This window comes from Mycobacterium sp., from assembly GCF_035603715.1.
In the GTDB taxonomy this organism is placed as follows: Bacteria; Actinomycetota; Actinomycetes; order Mycobacteriales; family Mycobacteriaceae; genus Mycobacterium.
The window spans coordinates 1-17,624 of record NZ_DATNJW010000353.1; the positions used below are offsets into that span (position 1 = coordinate 1).

The window sequence follows — 17,624 nt, forward strand, 5'->3', positions numbered from 1 at the left end:
GATGCAATCCTTCACCGTGCGATTCCACGTCGACGCACCGCCGAGGAAGGTGTGGCGGGTGCTGCACCCGAAGGTGCCGCCGAACGCGCCGAAGCCGCGGGTGCTTGAGTGGCCGACCGGCAGCATGGAGATCCTGAACGAAGGCGACGAAGCCGGCGAGGGTCTCGTTCGCACCTGCGTCTTCCCGGTGCCCAAGTACTTGTTGTCGGGTGGCAAAGGGCGCTCGTGGGAGACGGTCACCGAGGCGACCATCAACAAGGTGTCGCGCTATGTCGCGATCGGGAAGCCGCTGTGGTCGCGTGCCGAGGGCTATCACGAACTCGAGGAGCAGCCCGACGGCACCACCGTGCTCACCTTCCATGAGACGTATCACGCGTTCAACCCGTTGTTGCGTCTGCTGCTCGAACGACCGGTCCACGCAAGGATTTCTCGCGACAACATCGACATTTACGAGCACGCGCTCAGCTACGTCGGGGCGGTCAAGCGACTGGCATAGCCGGCTCCCCGCCGGTGCACCATTGGAACGTACTGGCCAGTAGCTGAAAATTGTTTCTTAGCAAAGTATTAAACGCTGGAACAGGTGACCTTAGAGTAGCCAATTAGCGTCTCAAACAGGTTCGGGTCATCGTTGATCCCGATATTGCAGGAACAGTGTTTGGGGATGGGGACCGCTCTAATGAAGGACTCGATCAGCACGGCAGCCTCCTTGGCGCCGCGGCGCGCCCATCTCCCCTTCGACTGCAACGGCGCCGCGGTGCGCGCACAATGCCGACACCTGGCAACCGTCGTCACAATTAGCGGCACGATCGACGCGAGCAACGTGGACCAGGTCATCGACTACGCCCAGCGCTTCAACTTGCCGGACAAGCCATTTGTCCTCGAGCTCTCGGGCGTGGACTCGTTCGCCGCACAGGCTGTGCGACTTCTCCACCGGGTGGACGACGCCTGCAGCGCCGCCGGGCTGGAATGGGCGCTGATCCCCAGCCAAGCAGTGAGTCTGACGATGCTGCTCACCGGCGAGGACACCAGCTTCCCCACCGCTGCCACCGTGCACGAGGCGCTGCAGTATTTCGCCGACGCCAACACCGCCCGTCGTCGGCTATTGCTACCGCTGCTGACAAAAACCGCGTAGCCCGGCAAATGGGCTGGGGCGTGTATTCCGCGAAGTCCGTATGCTGCTATTCGTGACGTCCAAGTCAACCGCTTCGGCTGCCGTGGCGCTGATCGCGCTGGGCTGGGGTGTGTCCGCAGGCCTCGCCAGCGCCGACCCCCCTGCTCCGGCGCCCGCTCCACCTCCGGCTCCTGCGTCACCGCCTCCGGCGGCGCCGGCCGGCGGTCCCAAGACGACGATCGACCACGATGGTGTCTACAACGTGGGAACCGACATCGTGCCGGGCGTCTACACCTCGGCCGGTCCGGTGGGCAGCGGCGTTTGCTACTGGAAGCGGCTCGGCGATGACGCCAAGCAACCGCTCGACAACGCCATGAGCAAGAAGCCGCAGATTGTGAAGATCGATCCGACCGACAAGACGTTCAAGACAGATGGCTGCCAGGCCTGGCAGAAGAACGACGCTGCGGTCCCCGACCCCGGCAAGTCACCCGGCGAAGCCGGGTTGTCGCTGGGCATCCTCAACACGCTGATCGGCGGCGGCGGCGCACCGGCACCTCGAGACACACCGCCAGCGCCCGCGCCGCCACCGGCGCCGGCTGCACCCAAGCCGTGACGTTCTAATCGCGAGGGGCATGGAGACCGTCGAATACGCCGCCGGTCGGCTGGCAGACGTCTTCGGCGAGCCCTCCCAACCCACGGTTCTGCTGTGGCACGGCCAACAGCCTGACGCGCGCTCGTCGGTGCGACCACTTGCCGAACTCATTGCCGGTCATGGTCTGGGTGTCATCGCTCCGGACTGGGATTCCTCCGCCCACGACGGCGGCCGTGCCGACCTGCTGGACTCGGTGCACTTCGCCCGCGAGCGGGTTGACCACCCCGACAGTCTGGTACTCGCCGGCTGGTCGATGGGAGGCCTCGCCGCGGCGGCGCTGACCGTGCAGGCGCAGCGGCTAGGAGTGGCTTTCGGGCATACCGTCTGCCTTGCCGGCGCGTTCATGGTGCCCGACCCGATCTTCAACGAGCTGCCGGCAACCCGGGTGAACGATGGCGCGCCGCGCTCCCCGTTCACGCTCTTGCACGGCGTCGCCGATCGCGTCGTCCCGCTTTCGGTGGCCGACGATTTCGCCGCGGCGCTGCGGCAGCACGACTGGCCGGTGCAGGTTGTCGAGCTACCGGCCGACCACGGCTCGATCGCCGGCGCGGTCTACGACGCCCGCGCCGGGCGCTACCGCGCCGCGATCGACGCCAAGACGCTAGCCGTCGCCGCTGACGTCGCTGCCCGTATCGCTGACGCCGGCCGACCGATCCGGTGAGTGAGCCAGCCAGTCGTGCAGCTTCGCGTACACCAATGGGTGATTGAGCAAGTCGAAGTGATTCAACCCGGTCAGCGTCAGTCCAAGCTCCGGCTCGAACGGAATACGTCGTGACTTGCCCAGGCCAGCAGCGCTTTTCGGCCGGACGAGGTGATCGCCGGCGATCAACCCGAGCAGCGGCGGTGTGACCGCGGACGACACGAAGTGGTAGCGGACATGCGGCAGGAACGGTGTCTCGTGGCAACGGTCGCGCAGAAACTCATCCGGATCGGCGTCGGTCCAGTCCTCGTCGAGACACGCGCCGAACCGCAGGTCTTTCACGCCGTCGCTGCGAGCATTCAAAAAGGTTGCGATAGCGCGGGTTTCGGGCAACCGAGCCAACGCCCACGACGCGATGTTCACGCCCTTCTCCAGGTCGGCACCCAGATGCGGCGAGCTCAGACACACCACCCGGCTGACGGCGTCGGCCCAGCCGTGCTGTAGCTCGGCCCCGTAGTGGCATGCGCTGCGCGCCACCAGTCCGCCCATCGAATGGCCGACCAGGACGAGCTCGGTGATGGGGACCGGCCACTGGTCATGCAACAGCTCGAGAATCTCGGCAAGCGTGCGGCCATTGACCGACACGTGCAGCCCGGTGTTGTACCGCAGAAAGACCGGGCTGTATCCGAGATCGTCGCGCAACCGTTGGCCGTAGCTTCGACCGTCTTCGGCCTCGACCGACCGCCGGGACCACGACCGCTCGGTCAGACACCAACCGTGCACGAAGACGACGACGCGGTTGGCGGCCGCCGGGTACGCCTGCGCGAGGGCCTCCGTCGTCAGCGGTACCGGTTTGCCGCCGCACCGGATCGTCATCGCGGCCGCCAGCGGGCTCTCTTGTTCGGTCAACACATTGCCGTAGATTCCATTGACCGCGGCGATGGCAGCGGCGGTCGAATCGGCGCGTGATTCAAGAGCCTCGTCGGCTTCGTTACCCCACACTTCGGCGGCCACGATCCCCGCGACATGGGCGGCGCCACGAATCCCGCGGTCTACTCCGCTGTAGATCGCCCGCGTCAACCCGTCGTGGATGGTCCGGGTCGGTTTGGCCGACGGCCCGATCGAGTCGAATACGCGACCTGAGATACCGGCATGCATTCCCCGCACCAGCGTCGTCAGCACCGACGACGCCTCCCCTGCCAAATCGCCGACGGCGCGGATGTCACTGCGTTGCATGTTGCCCCTCACGAATTCTGATGAATGAGTGTCAAAATGGCCTGGTCTGAGCTGCCGGTTTGTTCACTGAGTATACAAGCGTTTACTGTATGTGACAGATGTCCAGCTACCAGGCACCACAGGGATGCGGGCGCAACAATCGATAGGAGCGCTGATGGACGCCACCTTTTCGCTGGATCTGTCCGAGGAAGTGGTGCAGGTCCGTGACTGGGTCCACGAGTTCGCCGAATCGGTGATCCGCCCGGCGGCCGCTGAGTGGGACGAGCGCGAAGAGACCCCGTGGCCGATCATCCAAGAGGCCGCCAAAGTTGGGCTCTACACGCCTGACCTGTTCGCTCAGATGGCGGGCGAGGCCAGCGGACTGGGTATGCCGACGGTCTTCGAAGAGATGTTCTGGGGTGACGCCGGCATCGCGTTGTCCATCATGGCCACCGGGCTTGCCGCGGCCGCGCTGGCCGCCAACGGAACGCCACAGCAGATCGGTGAGTGGCTGCCGCAGATGTTCGGCAGCCCCGGCGATCCGCAACTGGCTGCCTTCTGTTCCTCGGAGCCGGGCGCCGGTTCGGACGTCGGCGCTGTCCGCACCCGGGCGAAGTACGACGAAGCCGCCGGCGAGTGGGTGCTCAATGGCACTAAGACGTGGGCCACGAACGGTGGAATCGCCAACGTCCACGTGGTGGTGGCGTCGGTGGAACCCGAGCTGGGCACTCGAGGACAGGCGACGTTCATCGTGCCCCCCGGCACCAAAGGCCTGTCCCAGGGCCAGAAGTTCAAGAAGCACGGTATTCGGGCGTCGCACACCGCCGAGGTGGTGCTCGACGATGTTCGCCTTCCCGGTGAGCTGATCCTCGGCGGCCGAGAGAAATTCGAAAAGCGGATCGCCAAGATCAAGGAAGGGCATCGCACCTCGAGCCAGGCGGCGATGATGACCTTCGAGCGCACCCGTCCCACCGTGGGTGCGATGGCTCTGGGCATCGCCCGCGCTGCTTACGAGTACGCGCTGGAGTACTCGGGCCAGCGTGAACAATTCGGCCGCAAGATCGCCGAATTCCAGGCGGTCGCTTTCAAATTGGCTGACATGAAGAGCCGCATCGACGCATCCCGGATGCTGGTGTGGCGGGCCAGCTGGATGCAGCGCAACAACAAGCCGTTCACCTCAGCCGAGGGTTCGATGGCGAAGCTCTACGCCAGCGAGACCGCTGTGTACGTCACCGACGAAGCCATCCAAATTCTCGGCGGCAACGGCTACACACGTGATTACCCGGTGGAGCGAATGCACCGGGATGCAAAGATTTTCACCATCTTTGAGGGCACCAGCGAGATTCAGCGACTGGTGATCGGCCGGGCGTTGACCGGTCTGCCCATTCGCTGACGCACGCCGCTAGTTAGTGGCGTGCGCCTCTTCGCCGGCGCCGTTCATCGCCAGCGCTTCATCCCAGCCGTTGACGTGCTCCTCGACCGCTGCCGGCTCAGGCTCGAACTTGCCTTCGTCGAGACCTGCCACCAACCGGATCGCGGCGATCAGCTGCTCGACCAACGGCGTTTCCTGTGCGCTGGGCGTGGCGCCCTCTTCGAGCTCGTCGGGCAGCTCGCGCCGTAGTCCAAATCCGTGGGCCGCCTCGTGCGCCGACAGCTTGGCGTGGATGCGGGCGTTGTAAAGCTGTTGACCCAGCGTCGATCCGGGCGCATCGGCCGCGCGCTCCATCAGATCGTCGTAGCGCCGGCGGACGTCACTGAGCGCCATCATGACGGTGGGAGTGGGCCGGCTGTGGCTGGCTGCCTCGGTCAGCGCCGCGCGCAATTTCCGCATACCGGTGAGAACCACTTCGGCGCGCTTCTGGAATTTCTTGTCTTCCGGAAAAGGCAGCGAGTCGATCGCCGCCCGGTACATGTGCATCGCCGCCTCGGCGAGATTCACAATGGTTTGCGCTTCACCCTCGTGCTGATCGAATTCGCCCATAGTCCCTCAACTCTTTGGTGGTGTTCAGCTCAGATCGTGACGGGCTGCCGCCAACTTCCGTACCGACAGCTGCATGGAAGAGGGTATCGGTAACGGCATCGACCCGCATAGGGGTAGTGGCCGGGCGTTCAACGGGCATCCTCCGTGCCACGCGCTGGTCAGATCACAATCCGGGTGATTTACTATCATTACTAAGATAGCGGCTGCGAATCTCAAAGGACGCGGTGAGCATCGACTACGTGCGGAACGGTCGCATCGTCACGATCACGATCAACCGGCCCGAGACGCGCAATTCGCTCGACATGGAGCATTTCCGCGATCTTGCCTGCGCTTGGGCGGCCTTTCGCGATGACCCCGATGCGTGGGTCGCAGTTATTACCGGAGTTGGTCGCGATTTCTGTACCGGAGCCGATCTCAAGAAGTTCATTCCTGAATTGACCGGCGACTTACCTCAGCCTGAGGGATGGAACAAAAGCGACGCCATTCACGCTGTCTTGCACCAGTTTCCGATCTACAAGCCGATCGTCGCCGCCGTCAACGGTGTCTGTGTGGCGGGCGGATTCGAGATGCTGACCTCCACCGATATTCGCGTCGCCGTGCCGCAAGCGCGATTCGCTGTAATGGAACCGAAGCGCGGATTGTTTGCCGGCGGCGGCAGTACCGTGCGGTTGCCGCGCCAATTGCCCTACGCGTTGGCGATGGAGTTGTTGTTGACCGCGGACATGGTCGACGCCGACCGCGCGCTCGCGATGGGGCTGATCAATCAGGTGGTGCCGGACGATCAGTTGATGAACACCGCCTATGAGTACGCCGAGCGCATCGCGGTCAACGCGCCGCTTGCCGTGTCGGCGACCAAACAGTCGGCTGTCGAGGGCCTGGCGCTTGACCTGCACTCTGCCTATGCCAACGAAACCCTGCACAGCGACCGCATTTTCGCGACCGAGGATGCTAAAGAAGGCCCGCGTGCGTTTGCCGAAAGGCGACCTCCGAAATGGCGGGGGCGCTGATCGCCTTTCAGTTGAGGCCGTAGAAACGCTGCGCGTTGAGCCCGCCGATTTTCGCGCGGGTGTCTTCGCTGATGTCGGGGCGGGTGCGCAGGTGCTTGGTGCTGTCCGGCCACTCCCCGTCCCAGTGCGGGTAGTCGCTGGCGAACATGATGAAGTCGTCGCCGAGCACGTCGATGACGCCGGGCAGGATCGGCTCCTCGGGCTCGCAGGTCACGAAGATGTTGCCGGCCTGCACGTACTCCTGCGGATCACGTTGCCAGCCACGTTCAACCCAATCGCCGCGCTTTTCGAAATGCTCGTGCAGGCGGTCGATGAAGAACGGCACCCAGCCGACACCCGCCTCGAGGAAGGCCACCCGCAATCCCGGATGCCGGTCGAAGACACCGCCGGAGACCATCGCGGTCATCGCCGTCATCTGGTCGAACGGAAAGCTGATGCAGTGCACCTGGATGTAGTTGGTGAAGCGATCGACACCGATCTTCGGCAGGTGGATACCGGGTGCCCCGTGAATCCCGAGCGGCATTCCGAGTTCGACCGCGGCGGCGTAAAACGGATCGAGGTCGGGGTGGTCGAGGTTGCGCGTCTTGAGTGCCGGCGGGACGAGGGTGGCCACCAGCCCGAGATCTTTGGCCTCCCGCATGACGTCGATCGCCGATTGGCCATGCTCGACCGGGGCTACCGCGACACCGCGCAATCGGCCGCCTGCCGGGGCGCAGAAATCGGCAATCCACTGGTTGTAGTGGCGCGCGAACCCCGCGGCGAATTCCGGATCCTCCAGACTGGGCGTGCACAACCCCATGCTGGGATACAGCACCATGGTGTCGATGTGATCGCGGTCGGCGTCGCCGAGCACCCCCTCGACCGACCGGCAGTTGATGTCGGATGCCTTGCTGATCCCGTGCTCCGGTGGGCAGCCGGCGCCCGGGCCGGTGTCCTCGGGATAATTGCGGCCCTCGATCACCAACCTGGGTCTGCCGTCGGCACTGGCCGTGACCTGTTGCGGCCAGCGCTTCATGGCCTCGATTGCGAACGATGGGTTTTCCGCGACGTGCCCGTCGGCATCGATGATCTGCATAACTCGCTCCCGTCGGCAGGTGTTGTATGCAGCGTGCACCACCGTCGACGTCATTGCTCCCAAAACGCCGGCTAACAAGCCGTGCCAGTTGCCCTAACGCAAATCGAGCGCGGCCGTCCATGTAACACTGCGGTAATGGCTTATTCGATTGCTCGGCCCAAGCTCGAGGGCAATATCGCCGTCGGCGATGATCGGCAGCTGGGGTTTGCCGAGTTCGGCGATCCGCAAGGTCGCGCGATTTTCTGGCTGCACGGCACTCCCGGGGCGCGACGGCAGATCCCAGCCGAGGCCCGCGTCTACGCCGAGGACAACCACATCCGCCTGATCGGCATCGATCGACCCGGCATCGGGGCGTCCACGCCGCATCAATACGAGAACGTCATTGCCTTCGCCGATGACTTGCGCACAGTCGCCGACACCTTGGGCATCGACAAGATGATTGTGATCGGCCTGTCCGGGGGTGGTCCGTACACCCTGGCATGCGCCGCGGCGATGCCCGACCGCATCATCGCCGTCGGAGTGCTGGGTGGCGTAGCCCCCACGGTCGGTCCCGAGGCGATCAGCGGCGGGCTGATGGCACTCGGCTCTTCCTTGGCGCCGCTGCTTGCGGTGGCCGGGCTCCCGATCCGGTGGGCGGCGGTCGGTTTCATCCGACTGCTGAAGCCAGTCGCCGAGCCCGCTCTTTACCTCTACGCCGGGGTATCCCCCGAGGGCGATCGCAGACTGCTGGTACGGCCGGAATTCAAGGCGATGTTCCTCGACGATCTGCTCAATGGTTCCCGCAAACAGTTGGCCGCCCCGTTCGCCGACGTCATCGTCTTCGCGCGGGACTGGGGCTTCCGGCTTGATCAGGTGAAGATCCCGGTCCGCTGGTGGCACGGCGACAAGGACCACATCGTCCCGTTCGCTCACGGGGAGCACGTCGTTGCCCGACTGCCCGACGCCGAGCTGTACACGCTGCCGGGAGAAAGCCATCTCGCCGGCCTGGGCTTCGCCGAGGAAATTCTGCGCACCATGATTGAGCTCTGGGACAGCATCGAAAAGAAATGACTTCCCGCGTGCGCGCGACACCGTCACGCGCCGTGTGATAGACGGAGCGGGTGCCCAGAAACCCACCGCTGACCAAAGATCAGCGAAACTCGTTCATCGCAGCACTCCTGGGCTGGACGATGGACGCCTTCGATTACTTCCTCGTGGTGCTGGTCTACGCCGACATCGCGAAAACCTTCCACCACACCAAAGCCGAAGTCGCATTCCTAACTACGGCAACCCTGCTCATGCGCCCGGTGGGCGCACTGCTGTTCGGGCTGTGGGCCGACCGGGTCGGCCGGCGGCTGCCGCTGATGGTCGACGTGATCTTCTATTCGGTGGTCGGCTTTTTGTGCGCGTTCGCGCCGAACTTCACCGTGCTGGTCATCCTGCGGCTCCTGTATGGCATTGGCATGGGCGGCGAGTGGGGTCTGGGTGCCGCGCTGGCGATGGAGAAGGTCCCCGTCGAGCGGCGGGGGTTCTTCTCCGGACTGCTGCAGGAGGGTTATGCGTTCGGCTATCTGCTCGCAACAGTTGCGTCGCTGTTGGTCATGGATCAACTCGGGCTGTCCTGGCGCTGGCTGTTCGGTCTGAGTGTCATCCCCGCGCTGATCAGCCTCATCATCCGGTACCGCGTGCAGGAGTCGGAAGTTTGGGTAGCAGAGCAGGACCGAATGAAATTGACCCGTACCAGGATCCGCGACGTGCTGCGTGAGGCCGCCGTCATCCGGCGGTTCATCTATCTGATCCTGCTGATGGCGGCCTTCAACTGGATGAGCCACGGCACCCAGGACGTGTACCCGACGTTCCTGTCGGCCACCCACGATGGCGGCGCCGCGCTATCGCCCACCACCGCCAAGTGGATCGTGGTGATCTACAACCTCGGCGCCATTGCCGGCGGGCTGATCTTCGGCTCACTGTCCCAGCGGTTCGGCCGTCGCCACACCGTGGTGTTCTGCGCCGTGCTGGGGCTGCCGATCGTGCCGCTGTTCGCCTACTCGCATACCGCCGCGATGCTGTGTCTCGGCTCGTTTTTGATGCAATTCGCCGTGCAGGGCGCGTGGGGCGTCATACCCGCCCACCTGACCGAGATGTCGCCGGATGCCATCCGAGGCTTCTATCCGGGTGTCACCTATCAGCTGGGTAATCTGCTGGCGGCCTTCAACTTGCCGATCCAGGAGCGGCTGGCCGCCTCGCACGGCTATCCCTTTGCCTTGGCCGCGACCATCGGTCCGGTCCTGATCGCCGTCGCGGTGTTGACAGCGATCGGCAAGGATGCCACCGGAATTCAGTTCGGCACCAAGCAAAGCAGCGCGGTCGGCGAGCCGTCCGGCGCCTAGCGCCGATTTTGCCCGCCAGCCGACGCGCGTGTGATCTACCATCCGCGCTATGACGACCTTTGCCCTCGTGCACGGCGCGTGGCACGGACCGTGGTGCTGGGAAGAAGTCGTTCCGCTGCTGCAGAAGGCGGGCCACGACGTGGTCGCGCCAGAATTGCCGTGTGACGACGCCTCAGCGAGAACCTTTGAGCCCTACGCCGATTTGGTGTGCGCTGCCCTCGATGGTCGCGACGCCGACGTCGTCGTTGTCGCGCACTCGTTGGCTGGACCCACGGGCACTCTGATCGCGGCTCGACGCCCGGTGCGCCACCTGGTGTACGTGTGCGCGGTAGTCCCGGCCCCTGGACTCAGCCTGGTGGATCAAGGGGGTGACATGGTTAACCCCAACTGGGACAAGGGCCTTAGCCAGCCGGATGCAGAACTACGGACAGCATGGGTAGATCGTGATATGGCTAGAACGTTGTTCTACCACGACTGTGACGAATCGACGGTGACGGCAGCTTTCAGCCGCCTTCGACCACAGTCGGCGTACCCGTTCATGGCCCCGTTTCCACTATCCCAACTTCCAACGGTCAGCTGTACTTACATCGCATGCGCTGAGGATCGACTTGTCGACCCGGATTGGCAGGCACAAACGGCACGCAACATCGGCGCAACTCTTGAAGTCATCCATTCGAGTCACTCACCGTTCTTTTCGCAACCGAGAGCGCTGACCGACGCCTTACTGCGCGTGGTCGCTGCGAACTAGGTTCGCCCGTCAGAACGGCGGAGGTTCGGCGAGTGATTCTCGATGTCTGTCGGTCTCGTCGAAGAGCCACTGCTGTCGCTTGAGACATTGCTCGTTGAAGCGTCGTTCCGCGGCGATGCGGCTGAGTCGTTCCTGCGCGCGCGTTCGCCTACGCCGCGGCATCATCAACTCGCGGCCGTACCCGGGGTCGACGGCCTGCGTCATTATCGCCAATTCTCCTGTCGGGATACCTAACTGGGGAAAGAAGATACGGCCGCTGGGCTCGGTGGTGTACGTGTGACCGCTCGGCGTCGTCCAGGTCACCGTCCCATCGGGTGACTGACGGTCGGCCCAGCCGCTGTAGAACGTTTTCAGGAGGTGGTGATAACGGCAGAGCAGCTTGCAATTCGAGGGGTGGGTAGGGCCCATTGGGAACGGGACGGTGTGGTCGATATCGCATGCTTCAGCCGGTTCGTCGCAGCCGGGGAATCGACAGGTCAAATCCCGGAGGCGCACGAATTCGGCCAACGCCGTCGAAGGCCGATAACCGGACTCGGGAGTGGTTGAGGGCCTGACCAGCGGTTTGATTTTCGCCGTCGCCGCAATGTCGCGCAGGATGCTCGATGGTAGCGGCCCGAATCCGGGCAGATAGCCAGGTGTCTGAGAATCCCCGCTGATGGTCGCCTGCTCAGCCAGGACGTGGATCACCACACCGGAGGCCGGACGTCGTTGTGCTGCTGGGCATTCCGGTGAGCCGCATCGGCAATGCATCGCCGATAGTCCGGCAACCAATGCCCCCAGGGCGTCCGCTCGACGTTGCTTCTTGGTTCGTGGATCGGCGCTACAGACCGTGTCGGCGAGCGCGTCGAGCTTCTGGTCCAAAGCGGCGCCGTCAGTCGCGTGCAGCTGCGCCCAGATCCCCGCCAACCCGGCATCGGTGGGTGCGATGTCGACATAGCGATCTTCGGTGCGCTCGCCCGCGACGCGCTTGCCGGCCGGGTCGAACCGAAGTACCCACAAGTCGATACGTTCGATGAGCTTCGGTTCCGAGAGCCGCATCCACTTGGATGCATGCCGAGCGATCGCCGCATCCAGCTTGGCGATCAACTCCGGATTGTCGACCAACTCGGTGCGGGATACGACCGCAGCCATCACACGAAAGTCGATGAGTCCTCGAGCAAAAACATCAGCGACCCGGGGCAGCCGCTCGCGCAACGCGATTGCGTAACGCAACCGGCCTCGGGCTCGGCCACGGCTGATGCCCAACGCAGCGGCCACTTCGGCGACCACGTTCTCATGGCCGTCGATCGCCCAGTTCAGCCGATCGCAATCGTCCTCGGGAGCGCGGCGCGCATACAACTCGCCGATCGCGGCCAGCTCGCGCCCGCACATCGTGTTCTGTGCACGGGCCGCAGTCGTGATCGCATCCACCACACCGGCATCGTCTACGGCGGTGAAAGCCGCCGTGGCCTGCAGCGATGCAGCGCTATAGAACATACTTTCGATGCTAGTACAACGCACCGACACAATGCGGCGTACCGATCAGCGGTTCATCATCCAGCGTCACCGAGCGCTTGACGCAGCAGGTGCATCGCCACCGTGGTCGAGCGCTCCCGGATGTCGGACCGGTTGCCGGGCAGTCGAAGCGTGCGGGTCGAGGTCGTGCCGTCGACCGCCACGGTGAAACAGACTGTCCCGACTGGCTTTTCCTCTGTTCCCCCGCCGGGGCCGGCGATCCCGGTGATCGCCACTGCGGTGTCGGCGTCGAATTGGCGCAGCGCACCGGCGGCCATCGCTTCGGCCACCGGCTCCGACACCGCGCCGTGTGCGTCGATCAGCGTCGGATCCACGCCGAGCAACTCGGTTTTCGCGCCGTTGGCGTAGGCCACCAACCCGCCGGCGAGGTAGGCCGACGAACCGGGCCGGTCGGTCAGTCGTGCCGCCAGCAGTCCCCCGGTGCATGACTCTGCGGTGGCGATCCGGCGCCCGGTCAGCAGCTGCGCGACTTGGTCATCCACCTGGGCGCCATCCTCGGAGAAGATGTGCTGGCCGTGCCGGCCGCGAAGCAATTCGGTCAGCTGCCGGTAGGTGTCCGCGGCGTCAGGTTCGTAGCGGGTGACCATCTCGATCTCCCCGCGCCGCAGACAGGTGGTGATCTCCAGCGACTCGAAGTCGGGCACGTCGTGCTCCGCCTCGCGAAGAGTCTCGGCCAGGCCGGATTCCGGCAGCCCGAACATTCTGATGGTGTCTTGGCGGTAGATCGTCCGGCCCGCGATGGCTTCCTGGACAGCGGGTATCTGTATCGCGGTCTTCCACATCGGCTGCAGCTCGCGCGGCGGCCCCGGTAGCACGACGACGGTCGGCGTGCCGGGAACCACCACCCCGGGCGCCGTTCCCACCGGATCCATCACGACAGCTCCGAGCGGGACCATCGCCTGCTTGCGGTTGGCGGCTCGCACCGCGTCGAAATCGCCGCCCCCGATGCGTGCCATCAGCCTCTTCAAGATCTCCGCGATCTTGTTTTCCAGCTCGGCGTCCAGCACCAGCTCACGACCGCAGTATCGCGCGACGGTTGCCACTGTCATGTCGTCGGCGGTCGGTCCCAACCCGCCGCTGGTGACGATCAGGTCCACGCCTTCGTCGGCCATGAACCGTAGCTGGGCTTCGATGTCGGCGGCGCGGTCACCGCAGATGGTGATGTGGGCGAGTTCGACGCCCAGCTCGAGAAGCCGGTCGGCGAGCCATGGGCCGTTGCGGTCGGCGACCCGCCCGGTCAAGACCTCGGTCCCGGTGACGACAATGCCCGCGCGTGCGCTCACCGCTACGACATTAGGCGGACAGTTTCGCTACCCATCCCCGGGTTGCGCGGACAGGTGACGTTCCACCGATTCTGTCTTGCTGGTCATCGCATCGGTCACACCCGATCGCCAGTCCGCCTTGATCACCACGCTGACCCTGGTGGCGCGGGCTGCCACGGCTTCGACGGCGCGCTCCACGACGGCCATCACCTCGGCCCAGCTGTCACCCTCGATCACGGTGAACATCGAATCGGTCTTGTTCGGCAATCCGGAGTCTCGAACTACCCGAACCGCTTCGGCGACGATCTCACCGACACCCTCGCCGACTCCGAGTGGCGTGACCGAGAATGCAACCAGTACGGACACCCAATGAGCTTACCCACGACGCCATGGCAGCATCGGGCCATGCGGGTTCTGGTGCAACGGGTCGCGTCGGCAACGGTGTCGGTGGATGGCCAAGCCGTCGGCGCAATCCGGCCCGCCGGACAGGGCCTGCTGGCGCTCGTCGGAGTGACGCACGCTGACGACGCCGACACAGCCCGACGACTTGCCGAAAAGCTCTGGCAGCTGCGGATTCTCGACGATGATCGGTCGGCCTCCGACGTCGATGCACCGATCATGGTGGTCAGCCAGTTCACGCTGTACGCCGACACCGCCAAGGGCCGGCGACCATCCTGGAACGCCGCCGCGCCGGGCGCAGTCGCCGAGCCGCTGGTCGCCGCGTTCGTGCAAGCACTGCGAGACCTGGGGGCCGGCGTGGAAACCGGAATCTTCGGCGCCCACATGCAGGTCGAATTGATCAACGACGGCCCGGTGACGGTACTGCTGGAGCTGTAACGAGGAGAGGGAGTTTCAATGGGCGACAACTGGGGCGTGGACCGCTCCGACGACGACACGTGGGACATCGTCAGCAGCGTGGGATATACCGCACTGCTGGTCGCGGGATGGCGTGCCTTACACGCGGCGAGCGACCATCCGTTGGTGCGCGACGACTATGCCAAGTACTTCATCGCGGCATCCGCGGACCCGTTTCTCAACGGCGCCCTCGCCGACCCTGGCACATCCGAGGGGGCGGTCACCTTTCCCCGCCTGTACGGCGTGCAGACCCGGTTCTTCGACGAATTCTTCTCCTCCGCAGCGCAGCGGGGCATCCGCCAGGCCGTCATCGTGGCGGCCGGCCTGGACTCGCGAGCGTACCGGCTGACATGGCCAACCGGCACCACGGTATTCGAGGTGGACCAGCCGAAAGTCCTCGAGTTCAAGGCGAGCGTGCTTGCACAGCACGCAGCAGAACCATCGGCTGATCGGCGCGACGTCGCGGCCGACCTGCGTGACGATTGGTCAGTACCGTTGCGGGATAGGGGTTTCGACACCAGTGTCTCGACCGCCTGGTCGGTGGAGGGCATCCTGCCCTACCTGACCGGCGACGCCCAGGACACATTGTTTGGTCGGATCACGGAATTGTCGGCGCCGGGCAGCCGGCTCGGGATAGGCGCCTTGGGCTCATGTCTTGACCAGGACCGGCTCGCCGCACTGGAAAGCAGTTACCCGGGCCTCAACCTGTCCGGTGATGTGAATTTCTCCACACTGACCTACGACGACGCGGCGAAAACCAAACCAGCGCAATGGCTTACCGATCACGGCTGGACGGTCGACCCCGTGCAGACCAACCCGGAACTGCAGCGCGAATACGGCCGGACCCCGGCTCAAGTCGACATGGACCTCGACGAGATCATGCATTCCGAATACATCACCGCCACACGTTAGTCGGCCACATCATGCCCAGCGATATGGAGATGCTTGACCCTCCTGTAGGGGGAGACCTCACAGTTTGCGTTGACAGGCACGTGACGCCGACAACGACTAGGAGAACCCGATGACCGCTCAGCTTTCCCTGCATCCCGTGATCGATTCGCACATCGCAGCGATCAACAGTTTCGATCTCGATGCGATCATGGACACGTTCGCCGATGATGCCCTCGTCAACGACGCAGCTCGGGAATTCTGGGGGCGGGAGCGCATCCGTGCGTTCGTAGCGAAGGAGTTGGTCGGAGACCGCGTCACGCTGCAACCCGTTGAGGCCGTAGACAATGCCGGCATGTGGTGCGTGCGGTGCCGGTACGAGGGCGACTACGACAAAACTGGACTCCCTGACCCGCTGATCATGACTAATTACCTTCGTGTTCACGACGGCAAGATCGTCACCTTGTTCATCGTCAACAACACTGCACCCCAGTACTAGCCATGACCAACACCGTCAGCGTGGGTCGCTTCGCGACCATGACTCACCTGAGTGTCAAGACTCTGCGGCACTATCACCAGGTCGGATTGCTAGAACCAGCCGAAGTCGACGCGGAGACCGGATACCGCTATTACACATTGGAACAACTCCCGACAGCCCAGCTGATCCGGCGGCTACGTGATCTGCGCATGCCGGTCGCCGACGTCCGCGAAGTACTCGTCGCCGGTAGCCCAATCGCGCGCGACAGCCTGATCTCCGCCCATATCGATCATCTCGAAACCGAACTGGCGAAGACGCAAGCCGCCGTGAACTCGTTGCGTGCGCTGCTGGACAGCCCCGCCGGACTGCAGCCGGTGCACCGGCGAGCCGAATCAAGTTTCCCCGCATTAGCTATCACCGAAGACAACTTGGATCCGGTGGATATCGAAGCCTGGTGGCGTGAGGCCCTAGCCGAATTGCGCCGCGCCGCAGCAGATAACGCCCTGAACATCACCGGACCCGCCGGTGGTTTGTACGACGAATGCCTGTTTCACCGTGAGCCCGGCGAAGCAACCGTTTTCATCCCGGTAACGACACCGCGCGAACTGGGCCGCGTCACAGCGCTGATCATTCCGGCCGCCGAGGTCGCCGTCACCACCTATCAAGGGCCGCACTCCGATATCGACCTGGCCTACGGCCGTTTGGGTTCCTATGTCACCGAGCACGAACTAGCGGTCGGCTGGCAACTGCGCGAGTACTACCAGCGCGATCACAGCCACACCAGCGATCACAGCCAATGGCGCACCGAAATCGCTTGGCCGATCATCGACTCTCCCGCTGAATAGCTCACGCCCGCAACGCACATTATCCAGGCTTGGCCACGACGTATGAGGTTCCACGTCCTGCCCGCTCCCACAGAACACCGCCCGCCGCCGTCACTCCCCCGCGGATCAACTCGCGTTTTAGAATCTTGCTGGTCGCCGTCTGCGGAAGCGCCGTGTTGAACCGGACGAAACGCGGCCACGCCTTGGGCGACAAGTCGGGCTGAGTGGCCAGGAATTTCTCGAATTCATCCGGCGTGAGGGACGCGCCATCGCTGAGAACGATGGCGGCCATCACCTGGTCGCCGACTTCTCGATCCGGCACCCCATACACCGCGACCTGGTTGATCGGGGTCAACCGCTGCAGAATTCGCTCGATGGGTGCGGCAGCCAGGTTCTCGCCGTCCACCCGCAGCCAATCCGCCGTGCGACCGGCCAGGTAAATCCACCCATCGGTGTCCCGATACGCCAGATCACCCGACCAGTACATGCCGTGGCGCATCCGCTCGCTGGTGGCCGCCGGGTCGTTGTAGTACCCGGCGAACGGGCCGGATCCCTCCGTGTTCACCAGTTCCCCGACCGCCTCGTCGAAGTTGGCCAGCGCACCGTGCTCGTCGAAAACCGCTGGCGCGCATTCTGTCACGGTGTCGGCGTGGTACACGCTGACACCGGGATACCCCTTGCCGATCGATCCCGGCGGACATCCGTCCTCGCGCATCACGACGACGGCGAACTCACTGGAGCCGAAGCTGTCGACGACCCGGCAGTCGAACCGTTTCGCGAACTCGTCGATGTCGCGTTCGGTCGCCTCATTGCCGAACGCCGCCCGCAATGTGTTGTCCGCGTCGTCCGGCCCCTCGGGAGTGGCCAGCACCAGCGCCAGCGGCTTGCCGACGTAGTTCATGTACGTGGCGCCGTACCGACGGATGTCGGGCAGGAGCCGCGACGGCGAGAACTTCTCGGGCACCATCGCTGCGCCGCACGCCAGCGCCACCATCCAACCAGCG

At 64.4% G+C, this 17,624-nt stretch carries 20 protein-coding genes; 13 read left to right on the top strand and 7 right to left on the bottom strand.

Annotation, left to right across the window (positions count from 1 at the left end; translation table 11 throughout):
• The first annotated feature begins 1 nt into the window (after position 1).
• From VN856_RS14610 to VN856_RS14625, 4 genes are all read left to right on the top strand, one after another.
• Complete coding sequence (locus VN856_RS14610) at positions 2-496, top strand: SRPBCC family protein (RefSeq protein WP_325690207.1); 495 nt, start codon at positions 2-4, stop codon at positions 494-496.
• Positions 497-661: 165 nt separating this feature from the next.
• Entirely contained in the window at positions 662-1,132 is a 471-nt protein-coding gene (locus VN856_RS14615) for an STAS domain-containing protein (RefSeq protein WP_325690209.1), read from the top strand.
• A 40-nt stretch (positions 1,133-1,172) separates the two neighbouring features.
• The gene (locus VN856_RS14620; protein ID WP_325690211.1) at positions 1,173-1,724 is read left to right on the top strand and encodes a hypothetical protein; all 552 of its coding nucleotides are present in this window, start codon (positions 1,173-1,175) and stop codon (positions 1,722-1,724) included.
• 19 nt (positions 1,725-1,743) lie between these two features.
• Positions 1,744-2,424 (top strand): esterase, encoded by a 681-nt coding sequence (locus tag VN856_RS14625; protein WP_325690213.1) that lies wholly within the window; start codon positions 1,744-1,746, stop codon positions 2,422-2,424.
• Here the strand turns inward: VN856_RS14625 and VN856_RS14630 are convergent.
• Positions 2,365-3,639, bottom strand: a complete 1,275-nt coding sequence (locus tag VN856_RS14630; RefSeq protein WP_325690215.1) for an alpha/beta hydrolase — start codon at positions 3,637-3,639, stop codon at positions 2,365-2,367. The genes VN856_RS14625 and VN856_RS14630 overlap by 60 nt on opposite strands.
• 154 nt (positions 3,640-3,793) lie before the next feature.
• Here VN856_RS14630 and VN856_RS14635 point away from each other — a divergent pair, with 154 nt between their 5' ends.
• Positions 3,794-5,011 carry an acyl-CoA dehydrogenase family protein gene (locus tag VN856_RS14635; protein ID WP_325690217.1) on the top strand — a complete coding sequence of 406 codons (1,218 nt, stop codon included), beginning with the start codon at positions 3,794-3,796 and terminating at the stop codon, positions 5,009-5,011.
• Between the two features lie 9 nt (positions 5,012-5,020).
• On the opposite strand, the gene VN856_RS14640 is transcribed toward VN856_RS14635, so the two are convergent.
• Positions 5,021-5,599, bottom strand: a complete 579-nt coding sequence (locus VN856_RS14640) for an XRE family transcriptional regulator (RefSeq protein WP_325690219.1) — start codon at positions 5,597-5,599, stop codon at positions 5,021-5,023.
• 224 nt (positions 5,600-5,823) lie between these two features.
• Between VN856_RS14640 and VN856_RS14645 the strand changes: the two genes are divergently transcribed.
• Positions 5,824-6,606, top strand: coding sequence for an enoyl-CoA hydratase/isomerase family protein (locus VN856_RS14645; RefSeq protein ID WP_325690221.1), 783 nt, complete (start codon positions 5,824-5,826; stop codon positions 6,604-6,606).
• 7 nt (positions 6,607-6,613) lie between these two features.
• On the opposite strand, the gene VN856_RS14650 is transcribed toward VN856_RS14645, so the two are convergent.
• On the bottom strand, positions 6,614-7,681 hold the full coding sequence (locus tag VN856_RS14650) for an amidohydrolase family protein (protein ID WP_325690223.1): 1,068 nt from the start codon (positions 7,679-7,681) through the stop codon (positions 6,614-6,616).
• A gap of 135 nt (positions 7,682-7,816) precedes the next feature.
• Between VN856_RS14650 and VN856_RS14655 the strand changes: the two genes are divergently transcribed.
• The 3 genes from VN856_RS14655 to VN856_RS14665 are packed head-to-tail and all read left to right on the top strand — an operon-like array spanning position 7,817 to position 10,798.
• Positions 7,817-8,731 (top strand): alpha/beta hydrolase, encoded by a 915-nt coding sequence (locus VN856_RS14655; protein WP_325690225.1) that lies wholly within the window; start codon positions 7,817-7,819, stop codon positions 8,729-8,731.
• A 50-nt stretch (positions 8,732-8,781) separates the two neighbouring features.
• Positions 8,782-10,050 carry an MFS transporter gene (locus VN856_RS14660; RefSeq protein WP_414686960.1) on the top strand — a complete coding sequence of 423 codons (1,269 nt, stop codon included), beginning with the start codon at positions 8,782-8,784 and terminating at the stop codon, positions 10,048-10,050.
• A 49-nt stretch (positions 10,051-10,099) separates the two neighbouring features.
• On the top strand, positions 10,100-10,798 hold the full coding sequence (locus VN856_RS14665; protein WP_325690227.1) for an alpha/beta fold hydrolase: 699 nt from the start codon (positions 10,100-10,102) through the stop codon (positions 10,796-10,798).
• A gap of 9 nt (positions 10,799-10,807) precedes the next feature.
• Here VN856_RS14665 and VN856_RS14670 read toward each other — a convergent pair whose 3' ends face one another.
• From VN856_RS14670 to VN856_RS14680, 3 genes are read right to left on the bottom strand one after another with little or no spacing between them, the layout of a single operon-like run.
• Positions 10,808-12,274 (bottom strand): HNH endonuclease signature motif containing protein, encoded by a 1,467-nt coding sequence (locus VN856_RS14670; protein WP_325690229.1) that lies wholly within the window; start codon positions 12,272-12,274, stop codon positions 10,808-10,810.
• Positions 12,275-12,330: 56 nt separating this feature from the next.
• On the bottom strand, positions 12,331-13,596 hold the full coding sequence (locus tag VN856_RS14675; protein WP_325690230.1) for a competence/damage-inducible protein A: 1,266 nt from the start codon (positions 13,594-13,596) through the stop codon (positions 12,331-12,333).
• 27 nt (positions 13,597-13,623) lie between these two features.
• Positions 13,624-13,941: an MTH1187 family thiamine-binding protein gene (locus VN856_RS14680; protein WP_325690232.1), complete on the bottom strand. Its 318-nt coding sequence runs from the start codon at positions 13,939-13,941 to the stop codon at positions 13,624-13,626.
• 39 nt (positions 13,942-13,980) lie between these two features.
• On the opposite strand from VN856_RS14680, the gene dtd reads away from it, so the two are divergent.
• The 4 genes from dtd (at position 13,981) to VN856_RS14700 (ending at position 16,641) form a co-directional block, all read left to right on the top strand.
• On the top strand, positions 13,981-14,412 hold the full coding sequence (gene dtd / locus VN856_RS14685) for a D-aminoacyl-tRNA deacylase (RefSeq protein ID WP_325690244.1): 432 nt from the start codon (positions 13,981-13,983) through the stop codon (positions 14,410-14,412).
• Between the two features lie 18 nt (positions 14,413-14,430).
• Complete coding sequence (locus VN856_RS14690; protein ID WP_325690234.1) at positions 14,431-15,342, top strand: class I SAM-dependent methyltransferase; 912 nt, start codon at positions 14,431-14,433, stop codon at positions 15,340-15,342.
• A 109-nt stretch (positions 15,343-15,451) separates the two neighbouring features.
• Entirely contained in the window at positions 15,452-15,817 is a 366-nt protein-coding gene (locus VN856_RS14695) for a nuclear transport factor 2 family protein (RefSeq protein WP_325690236.1), read from the top strand.
• Positions 15,818-15,819: 2 nt separating this feature from the next.
• Positions 15,820-16,641: a MerR family transcriptional regulator gene (locus VN856_RS14700; RefSeq protein ID WP_325690238.1), complete on the top strand. Its 822-nt coding sequence runs from the start codon at positions 15,820-15,822 to the stop codon at positions 16,639-16,641.
• A 19-nt stretch (positions 16,642-16,660) separates the two neighbouring features.
• Here the strand turns inward: VN856_RS14700 and VN856_RS14705 are convergent.
• Positions 16,661-17,624 (bottom strand): AMP-binding protein (locus VN856_RS14705; RefSeq protein ID WP_325690239.1); only part of this gene is annotated, 964 nt, incomplete at its 5' end.